The following is a 17961-nucleotide window of genomic DNA, read 5'->3' as shown; positions in this document are numbered from 1 at the left end:
ATGGCATTATGGGGTGGACGTTTTAAAGAAAAAGCGAGCGTACAATTTAAAAAATTCAATGACTCGTTACCTGTTGATTACCGCATGGCAGTACAAGATATTGTAGGCTCAATTGCTTGGGCCCAGGCGATTCATGAAGTTGGTGTGTTAAATGACAATGAACTGGTTCGTTTAACCGCAGCACTGAACGAGTTAAAAGTGTCGGTTGAAGAGAACCCGAAACAAATACTATTGTCAGATGCTGAAGACATCCATAGTTGGGTTGAAATTCAGCTAATTGAAAAAACAGGTGATTTAGGCAAGAAACTCCATACCGGCCGCAGTCGTAATGACCAAGTCGCCACTGACCTAAAGCTTTGGTGTAAAGAAACTGGTGGCGAATTGTTATTCGCCCTGGTTAATTTGCAACAAGCCATGATGAACCTAGCTGAACGTGAAAAAGACACGGTACTGCCCGGCTACACCCACTTACAGCGGGCTCAACCAGTCACTTTTGGGCATTGGTGTTTAGCTTATGTAGAAATGTTTAACCGTGATATTGGCCGTTTAAAAGATGCACTTTACCGTTTAGACGTATCACCCTTAGGCTCAGGCGCATTGGCGGGTACTGCTTACCCGATTGATCGCAACGCTTTAGCCAGTCGTTTAGGCTTTAGAACGGCAACCATGAACAGCTTAGATGCGGTATCAGACCGAGATCACGTAATAGAATTGCTGTCCACTGCTAGTATTTCAATGGTGCATTTGTCACGCTTTGCTGAAGACTTAGTGTTTTACAATTCAGGGGAAGCAGGCTTTGTTGAAATGAGCGACTTAGTTAGCTCAGGCTCATCATTAATGCCGCAAAAGAAAAACCCTGATGCGTGTGAATTAATTCGCGGCAAAGCAGGACGTGTTTTTGGCTCGTTAACCGGCATGCTTACTACCATGAAAGCATTGGCACTTGCTTATAACAAAGATATGCAAGAAGACAAAGAAGGGCTCTTTGACGCGCTTGATACATGGCAAGAGTGTATGGAAATGGCAGTGTTAGTAGCAGACGGTTTAAAAGTTAATAGAAACCGTACACTCGCTGCGGCTCAGCAAGGCTACGCTAACGCAACGGAACTGGCTGATTATTTAGTTGGCAAAGACATTCCGTTCCGTGAAGCCCACCATATCGTGGGTGAAGTTGTCTTAGCCGCTATTGCACAGGGGTGTCCGTTAGAAGACTTAACTATTTCTCAACTGCAAGCATTTAGCACTAAAATTGAGCAAGATGTTTACCAGCATCTATCCATTGAATCAACACTGGACAAGCGAGAAGCATTAGGTGGCACTTCACGTTCACAAGTAGAAAAAGCATTAGCAACGGGCAATGAAGAAATCTTAAATGAACAAGTTGTCGGCGCACCAGGTAAGCAACAAATTAAAATAGCGCTTAAGCAGGTGAAACAACGCTTGAATGCCCAACGAGCTGCTGCGATGTCGGTTCGTAGAGCGCGTATGTCAGACGTAGACAAAATTCATCAATTAGTCAATGTACAAGCTGATAAAGGCGAAGTATTACCACGAACCCTTGATAACATTATTCACGATGTACAAAACTTTGTTGTTGCAGAGTTAGACGGTGTTGTTGTTGGTTGTGCATCACTTTATATTTATCAACCAGGTCTGGCAGAAATTCGCTCTGTTGTGGTGGATAAAGCAGCGCAGAGCCAAGGGCAGGGTGAAGCACTCGTCCAATACTTACTCGAGTTTGCTTATCAAATGGAGTTAAAGCAAATCATTGTATTAACTTATATTCCAAGCTACTTCACTAAATTAGGTTTTAGTGTGATTGACAAGCAGTCGTTAGCTGAAAATATTATTGAAGACAGTGAGCCAAATCCGCATAAAGATCCGGCAGATGAAGTTGCTATGGAATATATTCTTGGGCAAGGAAAATAGCAGCAAGTAATAAAAAGTTGGCCAATAAAAGCTGCCTGCGCAATAAACAGTAAGCCCCTACACTGAAAGAATAAATAGATGAATAATAGCGATCAAAATTACGTTAAATGGTTTAGAAACGCCGCACCCTATATTAATGCTCACCGCGGTAAAACAGTGGTATTAATGTTTGGAGGTGAAGCTGTTTTGCACCCCAATTTTGCCAATATTATTCATGATATTGCATTGTTAAGAAGTTTAGGTGTTAAACTGGTTATTGTGCACGGCGCACGGCCACAAATTGAAGAGCGTATGGCACAACGTAATATTGAGCGTATTATTGAAAAAAATATTCGCGTTACCGATGCCAACACACTTAGCGCCGTGAAAGATGCAACAGGCTCTTTACGTTTGCACATCGAAGGCTTATTAACAACAGGTCTTGCTAACTCACCCATGCATGGCTCACAAATTAGAGTAAGCACAGGTAACTTTGTTATTGCCAAACCCATGGGCGTACGTGATGGCGTTGATTACAAATATACCGGCACAGTACGAAGAATAGACGCTGAAGGCATACATATGCAGCTAAATTATGGCTCTATAGTGTTGTTATCCCCTATTGGTTACTCCCCAACAGGTGAAGTGTTTAACCTAGCATTAGAAGATGTAGCAGCCCAAACGGCAATTAACTTAAATGCAGACAAGTTAATCACTCTAACTAAAGATGAAGGCTTACTGGACGAGTCAGGGAAGCTCATTAAAAGCTGTAGTGTACGCCGAGTAAAAACTTTATTAGATGACAAAGACTGCCATGTGCGCCAACTATTATTACGCGCGATTATCCAAAGCGGTGAGAATGGCGTAGAGCGCTGTCATTGCGTGAACTATCAAAGTGATACAGCCTTACTTCAAGAGCTATTTACACGGGATGGCGCCGGAACACTTATTGCTAAAGATCACAAAGAGCAAGTGTCGGTAGCGACTATTGACGATGTCGCCGGTATTTTAGAACTACTCGCCCCCCTTGAGGCAGAAGGAATTTTAGTTAAACGCTCACGAGAGTTGCTTGAAGTTGAAATAAATCAATTTATAGTGCTTAAAAAAGAAGAGATGATCATCGCTTGTGCTGCACTTTACCCTTATTCTGATGCAAAAACAGGCGAAATTGCCTGTGTTGCCATTCACCCTGATTATCGCAAAGGCAACCGTGGTGGTCGGTTAATGGCGGCGTTAGAAGAAGAAGCTAAACGATTACAGTTATCGTCAATCTTTGTGTTAACAACAGTGAGTGGGCATTGGTTTCAAGAACAAGGTTTTATTGAGCAGCCAATGAATAAGCTCCCCGAAAGCAAACAGAAATTGTATAACTTTCAGCGTAAATCTAAAATATTTATGAAAGAGATATAAGCCCACCTTTTGTCGGTTGAAAAATATCAGGCTATATACCTTGTTGTATTCGCGCTACAATAAGGTTTTACCGAGCCCGATCTTTATAAGAGTTAACCAATGACATCTTCATCAAACCTTTCAGAATTAATCACTTCGTTAGAACAAGAAATAGTATCCCTTACCGAGCAAATAGCGACGTTAAAAAAAGCGCCGCAAAGCTTTAACGAACAAGTTATTTTTAAATATATTGATACGGGCAGCACCGGAAAAACTAAAGATTATGTGAGATCTTTAGGGGTAAAATCTGAACGTGGCTCATTATTTTCATCAGGTGATGTGACTAAATTAATAAAAACAGGCGCGGAAGATATTTCACCTGACTTGCTCGCAATTGCACGTTCATTAGTTAAATCGAAGAACCAGGGTAAACGTAAATAGCCTAAATTGCTTAATCACCATATTAGCTGAACGTGACTCCCTTCTTCTAAAGATTAGTTACAGCACTTGTTTTTATACGCACGGTTTAAGGCGTGATCAATACCACACCTTAACCCTGATACCATTGCAAGACTTTAACACTACACCTTAATACTGTGCTTAAAACAATTCATCGACTGGTGTTTTAATGCTCTCGTTGTGTTGAAAAATATCAATACTATTGTCTTCGCTTACATACTCGGTGGGTGCTGTACCTACTTTAAAGTATTCAAATAAACTACTCTTATTGGTACTGGTTGTAAGCTTGCCGGTTTTTTTATCAATACGCACAGAAACAATACCAGTTGGGGGCTCAAATGGTTCATAGTCAATGTCAGTTAAGGCAACCTTCATAAAATCTATCCAAGCAGGTTGAGCTGACTTAGCCCCCGCTTCTGTTCCAGTTATTTGGTTTTTCCCTAAGTTTCTATTATAAACTGTTCTACCTAAGCTTCGACTCGGATCATCAAAGCCTATCCAAGAAGTGGTCACTAAACGGCGAGAAAAACCAGAAAACCAAGCATCTTTACCTTCGTTCGTTGTTCCTGTTTTACCTGCGATATCCTTACGTTTCAATACGCGACCGCGCCAACCGGTGCCTTGCCAAGGGTTTTCTGCAGACCAGTCAGCTCCCCATATGGCACTATTCAGTGCTTGGGTAATTAAAAAAGCATTTTGCGCTGAAATCGCTCGAGGTGCTGACAACGTTTGAGTGGTGGGCTCAGTATATGCTAATGCTGGGGAAGGCAAATCTGCACTGTCTAGCACAGTGGTGTCCTTGGCTATTACTTCAGCTGAACTCATCGCTGAGTTTTCTATTTTACATGGATCACAAGCTAAACGAGGATTGACTTGAAAAACAACCTCGCCTTCTGCTGTTTCAACACGTGCTACTAAATAGGGGTCAATTAAAAAGCCACCATTAGCGAAAGTCGCAAAACCAGTCGCAACTTCTAATGGGGTTAATGAAGCAGAGCCCAAAGCAAGTGATTCGTTTCTAGGCAGTTCATCAGGCGCAAAGCCAAAAGAAGAAAGGTGATTAATGGCGTGATCTAGGCCAATTCTTTTTAGCAACCTTACTGCAATCACGTTTTTTGATTGTGCCAAAGCTAATCGAACTCTTAATGGTCCAACATAGGTTTCGGGTGAGTTTTTAGGGCGCCAAACAACGCCAGTGCTTCTATCCCATTGATTAATAGGGGCATCGTTAATCAATGTCGCCAGTGTAATGCCTTGCTCTAATGCAGCGGAATAAATAAAAGGTTTAATGTTTGAACCCACTTGACGTTTAGCTTGGGTAACACGGTTAAATTGACTCTGTTTATAACTAAAGCCACCAACGGCGGCTTTTATTGCACCGTCGTCGGGTGATATTGAAACCATGGCGGCACTTGCAATAGGTAACTGACTAAGGCGGTATTTGTTAGTGGCCAACGGGCTTACCAGAATTACATCGCCATAAGTCATAATTTCAGCGGCAGTTGCAGGAGGAGGGCCTTGTTTTTCATCATTGATAAACGGACGAGCCCAAGCCATACCAGCCCAAGGGATAATCGCTTGTTGTTTATTGCGCAAGGTAATAGTGACCTCACGCTCGTCTACCTTAGTGACTACGGCAGGCACTAAGTTTTGATAATAATTTACCTGACTAAGCGCGGTTGAGATTTCTTCCTCCGTTAAAGGGGGTACTACATTTTGCTCAGCAGTATTTTCATTGTTTACTGAGTTTTCAGCTAGGTTAGGGCGAAGCGAAAACATAGCGCCACGATAGCCATGGCGCTGATCATAACCTAATAAATTGCGCGTAACAGCCTGGTGAGCGGCTTGTTGTAATTTATTAGTAATGGTGGTAAATACCTTAAACCCTCTTGTATAAGCTTGCTCTTTACCATAAAGCTCAATCATTTTTTGATGTGCCATTTCAGCTACATAGGGGGCGTTAAGTTCTATTTCAGCGCCGTGTCGTTTACCCGTAATGGGCGCATTTTTTGCCTGTTGGTACTCTTCATCAGTGATATAACCGCTTACAAGCATACGGTACAGTACTGTAGTACGACGGCTTTTAGCGCGGTCTGGTCGGCTAATAGGGTTATAGGTAGAGGGCGCTTTAGGTAAACCGGCCAATACCGCTATTTGCGCTAAATTCAGCTGGTTTAGCGCTTTACCATAATATACTTGTGCAGCTGCCCCAAAACCGAAAGAGCGATGCCCTAACGGAATCTTGTTAATATATAACGCCAATATTTCATTTTTAGTGAGTAAGCTTTCAATATGAAAAGATAAGAATATTTCCCGAATTTTACGGATATAAGTGACTTCTCTCGTTAAAAAAAAGTTACGTGCAACTTGCATTGTAATCGTGCTAGCGCCGCCTTTATCGTTACCGGTAAGCCTACCTAGTATGGCACGCCCCATGCCAATCGGATCAACACCAAAATGAAAATAAAATCTATCGTCTTCTGTTGCTAACAACGCATCAATTAATTGTTGTGGAATTTCATCAAAAGTTAACGGTATACGTTTTTTTTCACCAAATTGTGAAATTAAAAAACCATCTTGACTATAAATTTGCATGGGTGTTTGCCATTGAACATCTTTTAAAGAGTCAATATTAGGTAGCTCACTGCGCAAATTGAAATACAATATACAAACACCAAAAATAGCGATAAATATTAAAATCAACGTTGATTTTATGACTTTTTTGACTGAAAACACGGTAATCACTCTTTTTATTGGGGAAATATTTAGATAATGCTAGTATATCTTGTAAAAGCATGTAATAAATGTATTTATATGGAATCATATCTAAAATAATTAAAATAACATAATTTAGTGAGTCGTTATGCTAGACAATTTATGGAAAAAGAAAACGTCTATGATAGTAGGGATCGATATTGGGTCTCATGCTGTTAAAGCGGTTTTACTTAGCCAAAATAGTGAAGGCTATGTATTAGAAAACTTTGCTATTGAACCTATGGTAAGGGGGGCAGTTGTTGACCGTGAAATTCAAGATATTGAAGTTGTTGGTAAAGTTATTGCCAAAATACGTAAAAAAATACCATCTCAAGCAACGGACGCAGCGGCAGCGGTTTCAGGGCAAACCGTAATCACCAAAATAATCTATATGGATGTGTCCCTCAATGAAGAAGAGCTTGCTAGTCAAATTGAAATTGAAGCAGACAGCTTAATTCCTTATCCGTTAGATGAAGTAAGCCTAGACTTTGAAAGTTTAGATGTAAATGAGTCTGATCCGAGTAAAGTCAATGTCCTCCTAAGTGCAGCGCGTACAGAGTCTATTGAAGCTCGAGTTGCTGCGTTAGAGAGTGGCGGTTTCACCACCAAAGTGATTGATGTTGAATCCTATGCGGTAAGTCGTACTCATGATTTATGCTTATCACAATTACCCGATGACGCTAAAGATAAAATAGTCGCTATTGTTGATATTGGCGCTACCATGACACTTTTTTCAGTGACAAAAGCGGGTAAACACCTTTATAGCCGTGACCAAATGTTTGGCGGAGAGCAGTACACCCGCTCCATAGTTTCGTATTACAACAAATCCTTTGAAGATGCGGAAGCAGCTAAAGTCACTAATGATTTACCGCCTAATTACACTTTTGAAGTGTTAGCCCCGTTTCACACCATATTAATGCAACAAATACGCCGAGCTATTCAAATGTTTCTCACCTCAAGTGGTTTATCTCAAGTAGATTACCTACTGGTGTCTGGGGGAACAGCCGCTATTCAAGATCTTGAAAACCTGTTAACTGAAGAGTTAGGGGTACATACTGTGGTGGCAAATCCTTTTAATAACATGACAATAGCAGAAACTATTAATAAAGAAGAACTTGATAAGGTTGCCTCACAGTTAACCGTGGCGACAGGATTAGCGTTAAGGAGTTTTACGCCATGGCACATATAAACCTCCTTCCTTGGCGAGAGGAAGTTCTCAAAGCAAAACAAAAAGCTTATTTTAGCACGCTAATTGCTGTTGGATTGTTTTCATTTTTATTAATTTTTATAATCAATCTATATTTTCAAGCGCGCGTTGATGGTCAGGTATCACGTAATCTTTTTTTAAAAAATGAAATTCAACAACTTGATATACAAATAGCAGAAATTAAAACACTAAACGAAAAAAAAGCGAACTTGCAAAAACGCATTGATGTCGTTGAAGAATTACAGCGTAGTCGTAATGTTGGTACGCAAATACTCGATGAAATAGCAAAAATAATTCCAAATGGTATTTACATCACCCAATTACACAAACAAGGTAATAACATAGAAATTATAGGTAAAAGTGAATCGAATAATCATTTAGCGAATATGATTAGAGCGATTGAATTATCTGACTTATTCACCGATGCTACACCAGAATCAATCACCTCAGACGACGACTCATTAAAGTTACTTAGCAGCTTTAAAATGAGAGTGAGAGTTCAACACTTGCCTACCAGCAACAACCTGGCCATTAATATGACAGGAGGTGGCAAATGAAGTTTGATAAAGCACAGTTTGAAGACCTTGACCTAGAAAATATTGGTCAATGGCCTGCCGCGCCAAAACTCTTATTGGTTGTATTTTTAGCTTGCATGGTGTTCTTTTTAGGTTACATTGGTTTAGTTAAAAATAAAATAGAACAGCTTGACCGTGTTACCGCAGAAGAGGCTACCTTAAAAGAGTCATATCAAGCCAAATACCATGTTGCAGCAAACCTAGAACTGTTTAGAGCCCAAATGATTGAGGCTGAAGAGGTTTTTGCCACGCAATTAAAAAGCCTACCTAATAGCTATGAAATTCCGGGCTTATTAGATGATATTACTTTTGTTGGTACCACCAGTGGTTTAGAGTTTGTAAAATTAGAATGGCAACCTGAAATCGTCAAAGAAATTTACATTGAGCTACCAATCGACATTGAAGTCAACGGCTCTTATCATTCTTTTGGCAGTTTTGTCAGTAAAATTGCGGGGTTACCGCGCATTGTCACCTTACATGATTTTAAAATTGATATTTTTGAAACCAATACCGATAGATTAAATTTAAAGCTGGAAGCTAAAACGTATCGCTACCAAGAGCAGGAGGCTAAACAATAATGAAAATAATAATCTTAATTACGTTAGTGATGCTGACCGGCTGCTTTGATGATACCAGCGATATTCGTGCGCACATGGAACAAGTAAAAGCGACAACAACAAGCCGAATAGACCCTATGCCAGAAGTACACCCGTTTAATCATTATGCTTACTCGGCTTTTGATTTAAGAAGCCCTTTCTCATTGCCTGAGCCTGAAGCAATTCAGCAAAAAATTCAACAAATGTCGGGTTGTTTAAGTCCTGATCCTCGTCGTCGTAAGCAACCGCTTGAAAAATTTGCGTTGGGCAGCCTTACTATGCGAGGCACTATGGGAGATGACGGCGTACTTTGGGCATTAATGGAAGCATCAGACTTTACTTTACATAGAGTATCGGTTGGTAATTATTTAGGCTTGTTTAATGGCCGTATTAAAGAAGTGAGTGCTAAAAGCGTGAAGTTAGTAGAATTAGCACCGGATGGTGCAGGTTGTTGGGTAGAGCGAGAAACCGTACTTAAAATTGCTCAACCTGTGTCAGGAAGGTAAGGAAATAATAATGCGATTGAATAAAATAAAAAGTTATAATAAAACCTTTGCGAAACTAGTTAATTTAATGAGAAGCGGACTGGCCGTTTTAACCTTGTTTATATTTGCTACTTTGTCATTAAATATTAGCGCAGAAGTGGTTAGCACTAGTCATTTAAAAGGTATTTCTTACAATACAATTCAAGATGATCAAATTGAATTAGTGTTCGAGTTTACTGACAAAATAGATGCTCTACCTGAAGTGCACTCTTCGATGAACCCAGCCTTTTTAACAATCAGCTTTGCTGCCGACACGTTTGACCCTAGCTTGCAAAACACAGTGGTTAACCATGCAGGGGTGACTGATATTTTTTTAGACAACTCGTCAGGCAACACGGAAGCAACAGTGAACCTAAAAAAGTTATCAGTCTTTGATGTTGCTTTAACAGACAATACTTTTTCTTTAACCCTTAGTTCTGGCCAGTCAGCGAGTGTGGTAGAAGCACTTAGCCCGGCAGGTGAGCAATTTATTAACCATATAGAATCACTTGATTTTCGTTTAGGTGAAGACAATGCGGCTGAAGTATTGGTTTACTTAAAAGACAGTGCCGTTGCTGTGGATGTAAATGATAAATTAGGCAAAGTCAATGTTGAGTTTCATAACACACAAATCATAGATGACTTATTATATAAGCTTGATGTCAGTGACTTTGGAACCATCGTCTCTAATATTGAAACTTTTAAAGATGGGCGTAATGCGCGGTTAGTGATTGATGTAGAGTCTCATTTCACTTTTTCACATAACCAGCAAGGTAACTTGTTTGTACTGTCTGTTAAAGAAAAAGCCAAAAAGGTGCCAGGTTACTTAGCGGGTACTGATGAATTTACCGGACGTTCAATTTCGCTTAATTTTCAAGATATTCCGGTACGAACCGTACTACAAATTATTGCAGACTATAACGAGTTTAACTTAATTACCAGTGACACTGTCGCCGGCAATATTACCTTACGTTTAGATGGTGTACCTTGGGACCAAGCGCTTGACATTATTTTAAAAGTCAAAGGGTTAGACAAACGCATGCAAGGTAATATCTTAATGGTAGCACCGAGCGATGAGTTAGCCGCAAGAGAAGCAAAAAACCTACAAGCGCAGCAGCAAGTAGAAGAATTAGCACCATTATACTCTGAGTATGTTCAAATTAATTATGCTAAAGCGGCCGAGTTTGCTGAATTAATTAAAAATGAAGACACGAGCATCTTGTCTGAGCGTGGGAGCGTTTCGGTTGATGAACGCACCAATACTTTACTTATTCGCGATACTGCCAAAAGTATTGAAGACATTAAACGTATGGTCAGTATTTTAGATGTAGCCGTGCGCCAAGTTGTTATTGAAGCGCGCATGGTAACCGTTAAAGATAATATTAATGAAGAGCTTGGCATTCGTTGGGGGGTGACTAATACCGACGGAGAGTTTGGCTCATCAGGCTCACTAGAAGGTTCATCTATTGGTAACAATATAGCGGCTAACCCAGGTGTAGGTAATGTCCCTTCAGTTAACGATAGATTAAATGTTAATTTACCGGTTGCAAACCCTGCTGGCGCGTTAGCGTTTCAAGTAGCACGTTTAGCTGACGGCACAATATTAGATCTTGAATTAAGTGCAATGGAGCAAGAAAGTAAAGGCGAAATCATTGCGAGTCCGCGTATTACTACCGCTAACCAAAAAGAAGCCTATATTGAGCAAGGTGTTGAAATACCGTACCAAGAAGCGGCCTCAAGTGGTGCTACTGCAACGCAATTTAAAAAGGCAGTGTTAAGCTTAACGGTAACCCCTCATATTACCCCTGATAATAAAATTATTTTAGATTTAGTGGTTACACAAGATACTATCTCAACAGTGCAAAGTGGCAGTGCACCAGCCATCGACACACAACGTATTGGCACCCAAGTGTTAGTAAATAACGGTGAAACTATTGTGCTTGGTGGTATTTATCAACAATCTATTATCAGTTCAGTTTCTAAAGTGCCGGTATTAGGCGATATTCCTTATTTTGGATGGTTATTTAGAAACACGAGTCAATTTAATGAGAAAAAAGAATTACTCATTTTTGTTACGCCACGCGTTGTTACCGAGCACTTTTAACAACACTTTACCGTGTTAATGTTAGTAAGTTAGCTTTTTTGTCTGACTTACTAACAATGTTGCTTGCAATCTTACCCCAACAATTGCGATAATTGCGCTCTTGAAATTACCGAGGGAGACCTCTATGACATCAAAAGCTCTATGGCTGTTGCTATAATGGTCTTTTGATATACCTGTAACAAACGAGTATTAAGTAAATCAAATGGCAGAAAAACGTAACATTTTCCTTATAGGCCCTATGGGTGCTGGCAAAAGCACAATAGGAAGAGAGCTTGCAGACAGGCTACATCTTGAATTTTTCGACTCTGATCAAGAGATTGAACGTCGTACTGGGGCAGATATTGCTTGGGTTTTTGATCTTGAAGGCGAAGAAGGTTTTCGTAAAAGAGAAGAAGATGTTATTGAAGACTTAAGCGAAAAACAAGGTATTGTTTTAGCTACAGGTGGTGGCTCAGTTATTAGCATGCAGGTACGTAATCGTTTGTCGGCACGAGGCATTGTAGTGTACTTGGAAACAACCATTGACAAACAAGTTGCCCGTACACAAAGAGATCGTCGTCGTCCCTTATTGCAAACGTCAGAAAACCCACGCACAGTATTAGAAAAATTGGCCGTGGTACGTAATCCACTTTATGAAGAGATTGCCGACGTTGTAATTAAAACAGATGATCAAAGCGCAAAAGTGGTTGCTCATAAAATCATTGAACGCCTCGACTTCTAGGTAATAGCGCCATTTTGTGCTCAAACCAAAGCCACTGACAAAAGTGGCTTTACTTAGGTTTATAGCTATCTAGTAAAAACGCTATCCGGCAAAAACTATCTGGTACCATCTATTATGTTAACTCTTAATCTTGATTTAGGCGAACGAAGCTATCCCATTTATATTGCAGCAGGCTTGTTTGATAATGAAACATTATTAACAGGTCACATTCGCGCTAAACGTGTTTGTATCGTTACGAATACGGTTGTTGCACCGCTATATCTTGATAAAATTAAAGCCAAATTAAGTGATTTTGAGTTAGATGAAGTTATTTTACCTGATGGCGAAGCTGAAAAAAGCTTAGCTAATTTTGAGCAGATCATGTCACACTTATTAGCCAATGAACATGGTCGAGATACTACCTTAATTGCCCTAGGTGGTGGTGTGATAGGCGATATTACTGGTTTTGCCGCTGCCTGCTATCAGCGAGGCATAGACTTTATTCAAGTACCAACAACTTTGTTGTCACAAGTTGACTCGTCGGTAGGCGGTAAAACGGCGGTTAATCATCCGTTAGGTAAAAATATGATAGGCGCCTTTTACCAACCTAAAGCTGTCGTAATAGACATTAACAGCCTAGTAAGCTTACCTACCCGTGAATTTAATGCAGGCATGGCTGAAGTAATCAAATACGGTATTTTAGGTGACTATGATTTTTTTGTTTGGTTAGAAGGCAACATTGATGCAATAAAAACAGGTGATGAAAAAACCTTAGCGCGCATGATTGAAAAGTGCTGTCAGTGCAAAGCCGATATTGTCGCAAGTGACGAAACAGAAGCAGGAATACGCGCATTACTTAACTTGGGGCATACTTTTGGCCATGCTATTGAAGCAGAGCAAGGCTATGGTAACTGGCTTCACGGTGAAGCAGTTGCTACTGGCATGGTACTTGCTGCTAAATTAGCTGTAGCAATGAATTTGCTTGAAGTGCCAGAACTTTGTCGAATAGAGTCACTGATTTCAGCGTTTGACTTACCATTACAAGCCCCAGAAAGCATGGCTTGTGAAGACTTTGTTCGCCATATGCGCCGAGACAAGAAAAATATTGGCGGAAAATTACGTTTTATTGTTCCTACCGCGATAGGACAGTCAGAAATACGTGATGATATTACCCAAGAGTTACTTCAACAAATTCTATAATTCGTTAGCCCTATCTTAGGTGTAGTGACCTAGGTAGGCAACTGTAGAAAGGGTTGAATATGTCCACAGCGCATAAAAATATTAATCAGGCTAATATTGCTGCAATGCAATTAAATAGTGAGCCCGCAGTGACTTCAATAAGTGTTAGCGCACGTATCGATTATATTCAACGCTTCTCTAAGCAAGCTGTTTTGGTTATTGACCAAGATGCCGCAATTTATACACAAGCTGCGCGTCAATTTTTAAGTAGCCTTGCCAAAGAAACATCAACAGTAGATACTAACGTTGCCTTTGTTTCAGCGTCTACTAAGTTAAATGATATTCAAATCCGCTGTCGTTTTATTGAACAGTTGTTTGCCAATACCTTATTTGATCCTGAAAAATCATTGGCTGTCAGCATCTTAAAGTTAAGTAAGCAAAGTAATGAAACCATTACTATTGTAGTCGAGCACGCACAGGCCTTATCATTACAAATAAAGTATGAACTTTGTCAGTTAGTTGATGTAGCGAATAAAACGCAAGGCAAAATTAACGTGGCATTATTTGGGCAAGAGCAGGCGGCCCAAAATGTTGCAACCAATAAAAGTATATTCAAAAATAAATTGTCTATTATTGATGCAAAATCAGGGCAGTTATTCCCATTAGAGCATGCAAAGTTTACCATTGAGAACACCCTGTTTAGCCGTAAGTTATGGCTTAAACTGGTGGCAACAGCTGTGGTAATAACCGCATTTATTGGTATCACTTGGTTTTTGTTGATAAATTTTAATAGCTTTAGTTTGTCGCAATTACCCGCAATAAATAATACAGAAAACTTACCGTTAACTGCCACGCAGCCAGTGACTACAGCATTAAAGCCAAAAGAGTTAAGTAATGCACAAGCGTTCGATACTAAGCAGCTGGTATCAACCACGGCCGACCAACAGGCAAAATCAACAGATATACATGCCGCTTTACTAGGTGCCAATGCCGTAACAACTCAACAAACGGCACAAGCGACTGATATATTACAAGCACTTGCTGGCGACCAAGCTAAAGCCGCTGTGATTACCATACAAGCACAACCAAGCACACTTGAAAACCCAATAACTCCTCGCGAAAATAAAACGATAGCATCCATAGAAAAAACACCTGAGGAAAAACTGCCTTTGGCGCTAACCCCTCAGTATTATTTGAATACACCAGCAGGCTATGTGATACAGCTTGTAGGCTTTACTGACTTTGCTTTATTAAAAAGGTTTATGAAAGAGTACCCAGAGCTACAATATTTTAGTTATCAAAAGAGATTACAAGAGCAAACCTTTATTGTGTTAACAAGTAAAATCTTTGCTGATCAGGAACAAGCAAAAGCAGCTATGAAAACCTTACCGCAAGCAATTGTTGCAAGCGGGGTATGGGTTAAAGATTTAGCCCTTGTTAAGGCAGAAATTAACCATAAATAAGGCCCGATAAAGAGAAATAAATATCGTTAAAGGGCAAATCAAGATACAATGAAATTTTATTTTATTGGTTGCCTATTTAGGCGAATTTGAATTAGGCGAACATGAGCAATAAACATCGTGCGTTTTTAAAGTGGGCTGGCGGTAAATATAGCCTCAGTGATGTCATTGCAAAAATGCTTCCAAAAGGTGACTGTTTAATAGAGCCGTTTGTCGGCGCGGGATCTGTTTTTTTAAATACAGACTACCCTAAGTATATTCTTAATGATATCAATCAAGACTTAATTAACCTTTATAAAATATTACAACGCAAACCTGATGCTTTTATCGCAGATTCTAAAGCGCTTTTTAGTATAGAAAACAATAAGAGCGAACGCTATTATCAATTTAGAAAAGAGTTTAACGACAGTAACGATAGTTACTTTCGCTCACTCATTTTCTTATATATGAATCGCCATGGCTATAATGGTTTATGCCGTTACAATAAGTCTGGTGGTTATAATGTGCCTTTTGGTCAATATAAACGTCCTTACTTCCCTGAAGCTGAATTAAATTTTTTTGCAGACAAGGCCCAACAAGCCACTTTTGTTTGCGAAGGCTACCGTAAAACCTTTACTCGTGCTAAAGGCAACGATGTGATTTATTGTGACCCACCCTATGTACCGTTAAGCAAAACAGCAAGTTTTACGAGTTATTCAGGCAATGGCTTTGGGTTAGATGAGCAGGCAGACTTAGCGAATGCGGCTGAAGAGGTATCTTCAAACAAATCTACCGTTGTCTTAATTTCAAACCACGATACGATTTGGACACGAAAAATATACGAACATGCAGCTAAAATTAAATCAGTTGAAGTTGCCCGAACCATTAGCACCAAAGGTAGTACGCGCAAAAAAGTTGCCGAGTTGATGGCACTTTATAAATAACAACAAATCCCGCTAGGGTGACCAAGGTGAGCAAATTATTTAAGCCGAGTCCAGGTTAGCTAACCTGCCGGTATCACTAAGTTCACAATCACCACTAACACCGAAATAAAAATAAGCACGCAAATGACCCCAACAATAATGAAATGACTAATTTTACCTTGTGAAAAGTCTCTTGCTCGGTTGTTATGGCTTTGTACACCGAAAAAAGCTGCCGCGACACCTTTAAAGGTGGTTTTTATTGAAGATGTTTTATCTGATTTATCTTGCATTTGGTACTCAATGTAAAGGTAAATGGTTAGTAAAACTTGAGACTACAAATATAACTCTCCATAAAACTATAGTGCAATCGTGACAGAATACCAAGTTTACTTTGAGCAACGCTAAAAGCGCTACAAGGCTATGATCTCGTAGCGCTTTGTAATGAGTTAAACTAAGCTAAGGCTTTATTCGTGTTTAACTTTATAAGAAACTTACAAGTCAATATCAACAGCGTAAGCGACATATACTTTAATATCACCAGCTTCACCCTCTAAATCAGTAGCAGAAGCACCGAAAGTAAAGCCAGATTTTGAAATACTGACCCCATAGTCAATTGAATCATCTGCTAACCAATCACCGCTGTATGACCCAATATGTAAATTTACCTCGGCTTCATTGTTTAATGCTATAGCGTAATCGGCGCTAATATAAAGTGTATCCCCAACGTCTGCCCCTTCACCTGAAGTTAATACGGCAGCACCCAGGGTTAACGCTTGAAATGAAATGCTAGTGTATACTTCAGAAAAATCAGCGTCGCCACTGATGGAGTCTGGGTATGCATAATAGATAAACCCTACGTCATACGAAATGTCTGCTGAGATAGCGCCTCCAAAACCAGCATAAAAGTCTAACTCAGTTTTCATGTCACCCCAGCTGGCATTTGAAGCCCAAGTCCCTGCATAAAAACCAGAGTTAGCAGTATAGTCAATGCCACCTGAGATAGCAGCTGCGCCGTTAGTTTGCTCTAAACCACGCCATAAGTAATTAGACGTTGCAGCAACATTCGCACTTAACCCTTCAACAGCGAAGGCTGCTTTAGAGGTAAGCACTGATGTAGCTAAAGTTGACAATATTGCGATAGTTAACATTGATTTTTTCATGTTTGTCTCTCTTTAATTAGAATAAAATTGAATCTGTTAAGTATTTTGCAAAGAGAGTGCCTGTATTGATGATTAACAGCGCTTAAATGAATAGTTGTTTTATATCAATGCCTTGTGGTGTTTCCCTTATGCCCAAAAAGTAAAAGCTAGCACACGCTATGCGTTATATTGGTGCAAAAAAGCGTGTTTGTACTAATGAAGTGCAGGAGGCACAACTGAATTGAGAGCATGCACGATACTCGTATTTTTTATGTGGCTTGGGTATAATAAGAGTAATATTTTTGATAGAGCTAATGTTATGTCTTCTTTTTTAATTGCCCCATCTATATTGTCAGCTGATTTTGCGCGTTTGGGTGATGATGTTGCTAAAGTCTTATCTGCAGGTGCAGATGTTATTCACTTTGATGTAATGGATAACCATTTTGTACCTAACTTAACCTTTGGGCCGATGATTTGTCAGTCACTCCGCGACTACGGTATTACAGCACCTATTGATGTACATTTAATGGTTAAGCCTGTTGATACACTAATACCGCAATTTGCTAAAGCAGGCGCCGATATTATTACTTTTCATCCTGAAGCAAGTGATCACATTGATCGCTCTTTACAGTTAATAAAAGATCAGGGTTGTAAGGCCGGGCTAGTATTAAATCCAGCAACACCTTTAAGCTGTTTAGATTTTGTCATGGATAAGCTTGACGTTATTTTATTAATGTCTGTCAACCCAGGCTTTGGTGGGCAATCATTCATTCCTACGACCTTAGACAAATTACGCTTAGTAAAAGAAAAAATAAAACAAAGCGGCCGAGATATTCGCTTAGAAGTAGATGGTGGTGTTAACGCTGACAATATTGCTGATATTGCTGCCGCTGGTGCAGATATGTTTGTTGCAGGTAGTGCAATATTTTCTAAAGTAGACTACAAAGTAGCGATAGATGAAATGCGCGCTGAGCTTGCAAAAGTAGCCGCAGACACATAATTTAAGCCTAAATAAGCCATAAGCGAGTTGATTTTTTCAATTACAATACACTCTTACTTACTGAG

16 protein-coding genes are annotated in these 17961 nt (G+C 39.8%); 13 read left to right on the top strand and 3 right to left on the bottom strand.

Annotated features, from left to right (window positions below):
- The 3 genes from argH (at position 1) to AC0UA9_RS12550 (ending at position 3738) form a co-directional block, all read left to right on the top strand.
- Positions 1–1929, top strand: a complete 1929-nt coding sequence (gene argH, locus AC0UA9_RS12560) for an argininosuccinate lyase (RefSeq protein ID WP_475660441.1) — start codon at positions 1–3, stop codon at positions 1927–1929.
- A gap of 78 nt (positions 1930–2007) precedes the next feature.
- The gene (gene argA, locus AC0UA9_RS12555) at positions 2008–3318 is read left to right on the top strand and encodes an amino-acid N-acetyltransferase (RefSeq protein WP_475660440.1); all 1311 of its coding nucleotides are present in this window, start codon (positions 2008–2010) and stop codon (positions 3316–3318) included.
- Between the two features lie 99 nt (positions 3319–3417).
- The gene (locus tag AC0UA9_RS12550) at positions 3418–3738 is read left to right on the top strand and encodes a helix-turn-helix domain-containing protein (protein ID WP_475660439.1); all 321 of its coding nucleotides are present in this window, start codon (positions 3418–3420) and stop codon (positions 3736–3738) included.
- A gap of 159 nt (positions 3739–3897) precedes the next feature.
- Here the strand turns inward: AC0UA9_RS12550 and AC0UA9_RS12545 are convergent, their stop codons facing one another.
- Entirely contained in the window at positions 3898–6492 is a 2595-nt protein-coding gene (locus AC0UA9_RS12545) for a penicillin-binding protein 1A (protein WP_475660438.1), read from the bottom strand.
- 127 nt (positions 6493–6619) lie between these two features.
- Here AC0UA9_RS12545 and AC0UA9_RS12540 point away from each other — a divergent pair, with 127 nt between their 5' ends.
- From AC0UA9_RS12540 to AC0UA9_RS12500, 9 genes are all read left to right on the top strand, one after another.
- A complete protein-coding gene (locus tag AC0UA9_RS12540) occupies positions 6620–7699 on the top strand; it encodes a pilus assembly protein PilM (RefSeq protein WP_475660437.1) in 1080 nt (359 codons plus the stop codon).
- A complete protein-coding gene (locus tag AC0UA9_RS12535; RefSeq protein WP_475660436.1) occupies positions 7687–8274 on the top strand; it encodes a PilN domain-containing protein in 588 nt (195 codons plus the stop codon). Before AC0UA9_RS12540 ends, AC0UA9_RS12535 begins: the two co-directional genes overlap by 13 nt.
- A complete protein-coding gene (locus tag AC0UA9_RS12530) occupies positions 8271–8870 on the top strand; it encodes a type IV pilus inner membrane component PilO (RefSeq protein ID WP_475660435.1) in 600 nt (199 codons plus the stop codon). The genes AC0UA9_RS12535 and AC0UA9_RS12530 overlap by 4 nt, the downstream gene beginning before the upstream one ends.
- Complete coding sequence (locus tag AC0UA9_RS12525) at positions 8870–9394, top strand: pilus assembly protein PilP (RefSeq protein ID WP_475660434.1); 525 nt, start codon at positions 8870–8872, stop codon at positions 9392–9394. Before AC0UA9_RS12530 ends, AC0UA9_RS12525 begins: the two co-directional genes overlap by 1 nt.
- A 10-nt stretch (positions 9395–9404) precedes the next feature.
- The gene (locus AC0UA9_RS12520) at positions 9405–11516 is read left to right on the top strand and encodes a type IV pilus secretin PilQ (RefSeq protein WP_475660433.1); all 2112 of its coding nucleotides are present in this window, start codon (positions 9405–9407) and stop codon (positions 11514–11516) included.
- A 202-nt stretch (positions 11517–11718) separates the two neighbouring features.
- The gene (gene aroK / locus AC0UA9_RS12515; RefSeq protein WP_475660432.1) at positions 11719–12237 is read left to right on the top strand and encodes a shikimate kinase AroK; all 519 of its coding nucleotides are present in this window, start codon (positions 11719–11721) and stop codon (positions 12235–12237) included.
- 114 nt (positions 12238–12351) lie between these two features.
- Positions 12352–13416 (top strand): 3-dehydroquinate synthase, encoded by a 1065-nt coding sequence (gene aroB / locus AC0UA9_RS12510; protein ID WP_475660431.1) that lies wholly within the window; start codon positions 12352–12354, stop codon positions 13414–13416.
- Between the two features lie 59 nt (positions 13417–13475).
- Positions 13476–14858 carry a hypothetical protein gene (locus AC0UA9_RS12505; RefSeq protein WP_475660430.1) on the top strand — a complete coding sequence of 461 codons (1383 nt, stop codon included), beginning with the start codon at positions 13476–13478 and terminating at the stop codon, positions 14856–14858.
- Between the two features lie 101 nt (positions 14859–14959).
- Positions 14960–15778 (top strand): Dam family site-specific DNA-(adenine-N6)-methyltransferase, encoded by an 819-nt coding sequence (locus AC0UA9_RS12500; RefSeq protein WP_475660429.1) that lies wholly within the window; start codon positions 14960–14962, stop codon positions 15776–15778.
- A gap of 59 nt (positions 15779–15837) precedes the next feature.
- Here AC0UA9_RS12500 and AC0UA9_RS12495 read toward each other — a convergent pair whose 3' ends face one another.
- Positions 15838–16047: a DUF2970 domain-containing protein gene (locus AC0UA9_RS12495; protein WP_475660428.1), complete on the bottom strand. Its 210-nt coding sequence runs from the start codon at positions 16045–16047 to the stop codon at positions 15838–15840.
- A gap of 201 nt (positions 16048–16248) precedes the next feature.
- Positions 16249–16917 carry a TorF family putative porin gene (locus tag AC0UA9_RS12490; RefSeq protein ID WP_475660427.1) on the bottom strand — a complete coding sequence of 223 codons (669 nt, stop codon included), beginning with the start codon at positions 16915–16917 and terminating at the stop codon, positions 16249–16251.
- A gap of 298 nt (positions 16918–17215) precedes the next feature.
- On the opposite strand from AC0UA9_RS12490, the gene rpe reads away from it, so the two are divergent.
- A complete protein-coding gene (rpe, locus tag AC0UA9_RS12485) occupies positions 17216–17896 on the top strand; it encodes a ribulose-phosphate 3-epimerase (protein ID WP_475660426.1) in 681 nt (226 codons plus the stop codon).
- The last annotated feature ends 65 nt before the right edge of the window (positions 17897–17961 follow it).

The sequence above is a fragment of the Colwellia sp. F1 genome (assembly GCF_056238625.1).
The sequence above is the reverse complement of the archived record's forward strand: the minus strand, read 5'-3'. Positions and strand labels throughout refer to the sequence as shown.

What these genes read in the sequence shown, in the direction of transcription:
- argH (WP_475660441.1), top strand. Translation starts at nt 1, where the DNA reads ATGGCATTATGGGGTGGACGTTTTAAAGAAAAAGCGAGCGTACAATTT.
- argA (WP_475660440.1), top strand. Translation starts at nt 2,008, where the DNA reads ATGAATAATAGCGATCAAAATTACGTTAAATGGTTTAGAAACGCCGCA.
- AC0UA9_RS12550 (WP_475660439.1), top strand. Translation starts at nt 3,418, where the DNA reads ATGACATCTTCATCAAACCTTTCAGAATTAATCACTTCGTTAGAACAA.
- AC0UA9_RS12540 (WP_475660437.1), top strand. Translation starts at nt 6,620, where the DNA reads ATGCTAGACAATTTATGGAAAAAGAAAACGTCTATGATAGTAGGGATC.
- AC0UA9_RS12535 (WP_475660436.1), top strand. Translation starts at nt 7,687, where the DNA reads ATGGCACATATAAACCTCCTTCCTTGGCGAGAGGAAGTTCTCAAAGCA.
- AC0UA9_RS12530 (WP_475660435.1), top strand. Translation starts at nt 8,271, where the DNA reads ATGAAGTTTGATAAAGCACAGTTTGAAGACCTTGACCTAGAAAATATT.
- AC0UA9_RS12525 (WP_475660434.1), top strand. Translation starts at nt 8,870, where the DNA reads ATGAAAATAATAATCTTAATTACGTTAGTGATGCTGACCGGCTGCTTT.
- AC0UA9_RS12520 (WP_475660433.1), top strand. Translation starts at nt 9,405, where the DNA reads ATGCGATTGAATAAAATAAAAAGTTATAATAAAACCTTTGCGAAACTA.
- aroK (WP_475660432.1), top strand. Translation starts at nt 11,719, where the DNA reads ATGGCAGAAAAACGTAACATTTTCCTTATAGGCCCTATGGGTGCTGGC.
- aroB (WP_475660431.1), top strand. Translation starts at nt 12,352, where the DNA reads ATGTTAACTCTTAATCTTGATTTAGGCGAACGAAGCTATCCCATTTAT.
- AC0UA9_RS12505 (WP_475660430.1), top strand. Translation starts at nt 13,476, where the DNA reads ATGTCCACAGCGCATAAAAATATTAATCAGGCTAATATTGCTGCAATG.
- AC0UA9_RS12500 (WP_475660429.1), top strand. Translation starts at nt 14,960, where the DNA reads ATGAGCAATAAACATCGTGCGTTTTTAAAGTGGGCTGGCGGTAAATAT.
- AC0UA9_RS12495 (WP_475660428.1), bottom strand. Translation starts at nt 16,047, where the DNA reads ATGCAAGATAAATCAGATAAAACATCTTCAATAAAAACCACCTTTAAA.
- AC0UA9_RS12490 (WP_475660427.1), bottom strand. Translation starts at nt 16,917, where the DNA reads ATGAAAAAATCAATGTTAACTATCGCAATATTGTCAACTTTAGCTACA.
- rpe (WP_475660426.1), top strand. Translation starts at nt 17,216, where the DNA reads ATGTCTTCTTTTTTAATTGCCCCATCTATATTGTCAGCTGATTTTGCG.